This window comes from Actinomadura sp. HBU206391 (assembly GCF_014323665.1).
GTDB lineage: Bacteria > Actinomycetota > Actinomycetes > Streptosporangiales > Streptosporangiaceae > Actinomadura_C.
Genome location: NZ_JABVEB010000479.1, coordinates 1 through 2,466 on the forward strand (window position 1 = coordinate 1; position 2,466 = coordinate 2,466).

General features: G+C 74.4%; 2 protein-coding genes. Both read right to left on the reverse strand.

The features are described from left to right. Positions 1–1,599, reverse strand: a 1,599-nt coding sequence (locus HKK72_RS38560; protein WP_187239320.1) for an ABC transporter family substrate-binding protein, incomplete at its 3' end; no start/stop codon positions are given. A 188-nt stretch (positions 1,600–1,787) separates the two neighbouring features. Beyond that, positions 1,788–2,466: hypothetical protein (locus HKK72_RS38565; protein WP_187239321.1), on the reverse strand; the 679-nt coding region annotated here is incomplete at its 5' end.

Below are 2,466 nucleotides of genomic sequence, written 5' to 3' on the forward strand. Positions count from 1 at the left end.
TTCGCGCAGCGCGCGGTCCATCGCCTCGTCGATGGCCGCCGCGTCCTCCCGGAGTGCGCCGCCGGGGACGCGGTCGCCCTTCGGCGTGACGAAGTTCGAGCGCAGGGAGCTGACCGGAAACGGTCCGCCCGGCCAGGAGAACACGGCGAGGTCGGCATCGCCGCGCCTCACGTGATCTGGGACGAGCCGGCGCGCGGGTACCGTCTCGACGTCCAGCGTGACGCCGATGCGCTTCAGCATGTCCTGAACGAGCAGCGGCTCCCGCGTGTCGCCGGGAGCCCCCGAGGGGACGGCGAGCCGCAGCCTCAAGACCTTGCCGTTCCTGACCCTCTGATCGCCGCGCCGCGTCCAGCCCGCCCGGTCGAGCAGCCGCATGGCCCGACCGGGGTCGTAGGCGCTCAGCCCCGTGGAGTTGTCCTGGTATCCGGCCTGGCTGTTCAGGTAGAAGTGGTTGTTCAGGGGCTGGGCGAGCCGGTCGAGGTCCGCGCCGACCGCCCGGCGGTCGATGGCGAGCATGAGCGCCTGCCGCACCCTGACGTCCGACAGCGGCGGCCTGGTGACGTTGAAGGCCAGGTTGCGCGAGCCGGGGCCGCCGGCCGTCCGCACGGCGATGTCCTCGGCGTGGGCGGCGTGCCGGTAGACGGTGACGTCCGAGCCGATGTCCATGAGGTCGATCCGCCCCGAGGCGAGGGCGGCGGGGAGCGCGGCGACGTCCATCGCCTGATAGACGATCCGGTCGAGCTTGGGCGGCCTGCCCCACCAGCGGGGATCGCGGCCGACGGTGAGGGTCCCGGCGGCGGCGTCCAAGTTCTCGACCCTGAAGGGCCCCGCGGTCGCGGCGATGCGGCCGGACCAGCCGTGCGCGAACGCGGCGGGATCGGAGTTGGTCGCCGCGGGGTAGAGCGGGCTGAACAGCCTCGGCCAGTCGCCGAACGGCCGGGCGAAGGTGACGACGACCTCGTGGTCGCCGGCGCCCCGGCCGATCGTCTCGATCTGGTCGTAACCGGTCACAGCGGCCGGGCGAAACCTCTTGTCCCGTCCGGACAGCGCACGCGCCTGCGCCACGTAGTCGCGATAGGTGATCGGTCTGCCGTCGGACCACGCGGCGCGCGGGTTGAGGGCGTAGGTGACGGCCTGGCGGCCGGATCGGTCGCCGACCGTCACGTTCGCAACGTAGTCGGGGTCGGGGTGCGGCACCCCCTTCTCGTCGCACCGCATCACCTGGGGAAGCAGCCCGGACAGCACGTCGGCGGCCGGCCCGGCGCCGCCGCCCTCGCGGGAGAGATTCCACTGCCGGGGAAACTCCGCGAGAGCCCATCTCAGCGTGCCGCCCGTCCGGAGCTGCTCGCGCGGCACCGGGTTGATGTCGAACGCGGGCAGCCCCGGCGCCGGCTGCCATTCGATCTCGGGCGGAACGGGCCGTTCGCCGCAGCCGCCGGTCAGCAGCGCCATGGCGATCGCGCCGATTCCCCGTACGAGCGCTCTCACGTGATCCCCCGTGCCCGGCTGCCGGTGCCCCCGAGCCGCCTCGGCCGGCGGGCCCGGCGCGTTGGTCGGCGCGGCGCGTTGGTCGGCGCCGGACACTTCGCCGGCGACCACCACGTCACCCTGAGCAATCGATTTACCACAGACGTGCCCGCCGGCTCGGGCGGGCGGACGCGTGGCGAGCGAAAGGGGCCGTCCCATGAGCCGGTCTTTGCCGGGGCGGCGGCGCGCGGATCTCGGCCGCATCGCCCGGGCGAATCGTGAAGGGCCTCAGGTGAGGCCCTTCACGGATGAGATGGGGATCAGCCGGCGAGCGCGGGCTCGGGCGTCACAGGCGCCGGCGCCTTGGACCGATCGCGCAGCGCTCCGGCTCCCAGCAGGAGCACCACGCCGGCCGCCCAGGCCAGCAGCACGGCCAGCGGCCCGCCGGCGGCGGCCCCGTCGAAGAACACGACCGACCGGAGCAGCGAGACCGTCGCGCCCGGAGGAAGTGCCTGGCCGATCGCGCCCCAGGGCTCGGGCAGCAGTTCGGGGGCCGACGCGGCCGCCGACAGCGGGTTGCCGACCAGCAGCATGGTCAGCGCGCCGAGCCCGAGACCGGCGCGCCCCACGACCGCGGCCAGCGCCACGACGGCGCCGGTGACGGCGAACACCGCGAGCGCCACGGCGGCCGAGACGGTGAGGTAGGAGCCGGGCAGGATCGACAGCCAGCCCTGCGCCAGCGCGGCCGCCGCGAACCCGCCGAGCCCCGCGAACACCAGGACGCCCACCGCCCGCCACGCGACCGATGAGACCAGCAGCGTGAGCAGACCCGCAGCGGCGATCCCGGACATCACCAGCGGGAGCACCATGGCACTGAACCCCGCGCCGCGCGGATCGTCGGAGTCGGCGGCCACCACGTCGTGCGCCACCGCGACGGGCGCTCCTGACAGCTGCTGGGCCACCTGACCCAGCTGCTGCGCGAGCACGGGGCTCGCGGCC